This window comes from Kitasatospora sp. NPDC054768, from assembly GCF_053612025.1.
Window position 1 is genome coordinate 1 of the sequence record NZ_JBSHBN010000309.1, and the last position, 3910, is coordinate 3910.

Here is a 3910-nt window from a genome sequence, read left to right on the forward strand (position 1 = left end):
CCGCGACGACGATCTTCGCGGAGGTGGTGGCGCGGGTGGGGGCGGCCGCGTTAGAGCTTGCGAAGTCCACTGAGGACCCTTTCGAGCAGCGTGACATCGGGCGTTCCGCCCGACTCGCCCGCGGCGGCGGGCTGGTGGATGGCGACGAGACCGGCCTCGGCAAGGTCGGCGACGAGGATGCGGGCGACACCGAGCGGCACGCCGGCCAGTGCGGAGATCTCCGCGATGGACTTGACCTCGCGGCAGAGGCTGACGATCCGGGCGTGCTCGGGCAGCAGTCCGCTGGCCCGGTCGGCCGAGCCGGTCGTGGAGATCAGGGCCTCGATGGCGAGCTGGTACCGCGGGCGGGTCCGGCCGCCGGTCATCGCGTACGGGCGGACCAGCGGCTGCTGCTCGTAGCCGTCGGACTGCTGCCCGCCGTAGCCGCTGCCGTACCCGTTGCCGTACGAGCCGGCGGGTGTCGAAGGCGGGGTCATGGGTCCTCCTAGTGCTGCAGCCTTGAGCAGCCGGTTCCAGCTGGGGCGGTGCCAGCTGAGGCGAGATCAGCTGCCTGAGGGTAGCTGAGGGTGGTTCGCCGGGTCCGGTCGGGTCGGACCCGGCGAGGGCAGGTGGGACGGGGTGGACGGATCCGCGCGGGAGCCCCGGGTCAGTGCAGGAGACTGCCCTGGAGTTCCGCGCGGAGTGCGGGGGTGAGGACGGCGCCGGCCCGGTCGACGAGCAGGGCCATCTCGTAGCCGACGAGGCCGATGTCGGAGTCCGGGGCGGCCAGGACGGCCAGCGCCGAGCCGTCGCTGACGGCCATCAGGAACAGGAACCCCCGCTCCATCTCGACCACGGTCTGGTTGACCTCGCCGCCCTCGAAGATCCGGCTCGCACCGTTGGTCAGCGAGGTGAGACCGGAGGCGACCGCCGCCAACTGGTCGGCCCGGTCCCTGGGGAAGCCCTCGGACATGCACAGCAGGAGGCCGTCCGCGGAGACCACCACGGTGTGGGACACCCCGGGGGTGTTGTCCACGAAATTGGTGATCAGCCAGTTCAGGTTCTGTGCGGCCTGGCTCATCTGGTTCAACTCAACGCTCCTGGTGATCTGCGCCGTTGCCGTCGTTCCGGCCACCGAAACTATCGAATCCGGGCTGCTGGGCACCATGCTGGAAGCCCGACTGGTTGGCGGCCTGCTCGGCCCCGACGCGGCGGCCCTGCTGGATGCCGCGGCGCAGGTTGGTCAGCCGGCCGCGGACCTCCTCGGGGGCCCGGGAGACCTGCGGACCGGTCAGCGGCGAGGCCTCGGCGGTGCCGGAGACCAGGTTGGCCTGCGGGGTCCGCCGGGGCAGGCCCGACATGGTGACACCGCTGGTCGAGGGCTCGCGGATCTGCTCGGCCCGGCGCCAGCGCTCGTCGTTCGCGGACGGACGCCACGGCGCGTCGCCGGGCTGCTGGCCCTGCGGCTGCGGCTGCGGAGGCTGCTGCTGGTTCTGCTGCTGGGCCTGCGGCTGCTGCGGGGCCTGCTGCTGCGGAGCCGGCTGGGGCGCCTGCTGCCGGGGTGCCTGCCGCGGAGCCTGCTGCTCCTGGGCCTGCGGCTGGAACTCCGGCGAGGAGGTGCCGGGGCGGCGCGGCTGGTACGACCGCTGCCGCGCCTGCTGGCCGTCGGCCTGCTGGGCCCACGGCTGCTCGCCGCCGGGCCGCTGACCGGCCTCGGACGGACCGGTCGGCAGCGCCATCGGCTCCTGGTACGGCAGCGGCTGCGGCGGCTGCGGCGCCTGCTCCTGGCGCACCGGCTCCGGACGCGGCGGGTTCGGCACGTTCGGCAGCACCGGCTCGACCAGGCCGAGGCCCAGCGGGTCGCGCGGGTCGATCTGGCTGGCCTCGAAGCGCGGGCGGGCGAACTGCTGGGTGCTCTCCACCGGCGCCGGCTCGGCCGACGGCAACGGCTGGGGCTGCTGCTGGGCCTGCGGCGGCAGCTGCGGCTGACGGTCGCGCTGCGGCGCGTCCGGGCCGGGGCGCTGCGGACCGCGCGGGACCTGGCCGGCGGGCCGGCCGGGGGCACCGGGGGCACCGGGGGCACCGGGGCCCTGCGGGGCCGGACGTCGCTGCGGCAGGCCGTCCTGCGGACGGTTGCCCGGACGGGCACCCTGCTGCGGCGTGCCGGGACCGCCGGGGCGGCCGTGCTGCGGCTGCTCGCCGGTCCGGGCGCCCGGACCGCCGTCGAACTCGCCGCCGGGACGCTGCCGTTCCTGGCCGGGCCGGCCAGGCTGCTGCTGACCGGGCTGGGGCTGACCCGGCTGGGGCTGACCGGGCTGCTGCGGACGGCCGCCGCGGCGCGGCAGGCCGTTCGGGCCGCTCTGCGGCGGGCCCTGGCGGCCCGGCGCGCGCTGCGGCAGACCGCCCTGCTGGGCCTGCTGCGGAGTCTGCTGCTGCGGCGCCTGCGGCTGCTGCGGGGCCGGCTGCTTCTGCTGCGGCTGGGCGGGCCGTCGGCCCTGGCCCTGCTGAGCGCCGCCCTGCGGGGCCGGGTTCTCCCGCAGCGACTTGCCGACCTGGCGGGTCGGCAGACCGCCGGCGGGCGCACCCGGGCCGGCCTGCGGAGCGGGAGCGGCCGGAGCGGCCGGACCGCCCTGGCCGAGCTGCGGGCGACCGCCCTGCGGGGCACCCGCGGCCGGGCCCTGGCCGAGCGCGGCGGGACCGCCCTGGCGGGCGGGCGGCACCTGGCGCTGCTGGCGCGGCGTCGGGGTGACCCCGCGCTGCTGCTTGCCCTGGCCGGAGCCGGCCCGGCCGGTGCCGCGGCGGTCACCCGAATTGGTGACGTCCACGGGGAGCATGACCAGCGCGGTGGTGCCGCCGGAGTCGCTGGGGCGCAGCTGGATGCGGATGCCGTGTCGCAGGGACAGGCGGCCGACCACGAAGAGGCCCATGCGGCGGGAGACCGAGACGTCCACCGTCGGCGGGTTGGCGAGGCGCTCGTTGATCTCGGCGAGGTCGTCGGGGCTCAGGCCGATGCCGGTGTCGTGGATCTCGACCAGCACGCGGCCGTCCGGCAGCGCGTGGCCGGTGACCCGGACGCGGGTCTGCGGGCTGGAGAACGAGGTGGCGTTCTCCAGCAGCTCGGCGAGCAGGTGGACGAGGTCGTTGACGACGCGGCCGGCGACCTCGGCCGACGGCACGGCGGCGAGTTCGATGCGCTCGTACTGCTCCACCTCGGAGGCGGCGGCGCGGAGCACGTCGACCAGCGGGACGGGACGGGTCCAGCGGCGGCCCGGGTCCTCGCCGGCGAGGACGAGGAGGTTCTCGCCGTTGCGGCGCATGCGGGTCGCGAGGTGGTCCAGCTTGAAGAGGTTGGCCAGCTGGTCCGGGTCGGCCTCGCGGCTCTCCAGCTCGGAGATGAGCGACAGCTGGCGCTGGATGAGGCCCTGGCTGCGGCGCGAGAGGTTGGTGAACATCGCGTTGATGTTGCCTCGCAGGAGGGCCTGCTCGGCGGCGAGGCGGACGGCCTCGCTGTGCACCATGTCGAACGCGTGGGCCACGTGGCCGATCTCGTCGGTGGAGTCGACGGCGACCGGCTCGACCGTGGTGTCGACGTCGTGCGGGTCGGCCTCGGAGAGGGTCTTGACCAGCTCGGGCAGACGGCGCTCGGCGACGTCCTCGGCCGCCGCCTGGAGGCGGGTCAGCGAGCGCACCATCGAGCGGGCGATCAGACCGGCGCCACCGAGGGCGACGAGCAGCACCAGGGCGACCGCGACACCGATGATCAGGGCGTCGGCGTCGGCCTGGGACTGGAGGTCCTGGGCCTTGCCGTCCAGGTTCTCGATGAGCTTGGACTCGATCCGGCGCTCGGCGGTGATCTTGGAGCTGGCCTTCTCGAACCAGTCCTTGTAGCTGACCGCCTCGGTCTGGCGGATGCCGCTCTGGGTGAGGACTG

Annotated in this window: 3 protein-coding genes; all 3 read right to left on the reverse strand. The window is 75.2% G+C overall.

Annotation, left to right across the window (positions count from 1 at the left end):
* Positions 1 to 50: 50 nt before the first annotated feature.
* A complete protein-coding gene (locus ACWGKU_RS40655) occupies positions 51 to 476 on the reverse strand; it encodes a DUF742 domain-containing protein (protein ID WP_380456468.1) in 426 nt (141 codons plus the stop codon).
* Positions 477 to 646: 170 nt separating this feature from the next.
* Positions 647 to 1060, reverse strand: a complete 414-nt coding sequence (locus tag ACWGKU_RS40660; RefSeq protein WP_359915368.1) for a roadblock/LC7 domain-containing protein — start codon at positions 1058 to 1060, stop codon at positions 647 to 649.
* Between the two features lie 10 nt (positions 1061 to 1070).
* Positions 1071 to 3910, reverse strand: a 2840-nt coding sequence (locus tag ACWGKU_RS40665; RefSeq protein ID WP_452191824.1) for a sensor histidine kinase, incomplete at its 5' end; no start/stop codon positions are given.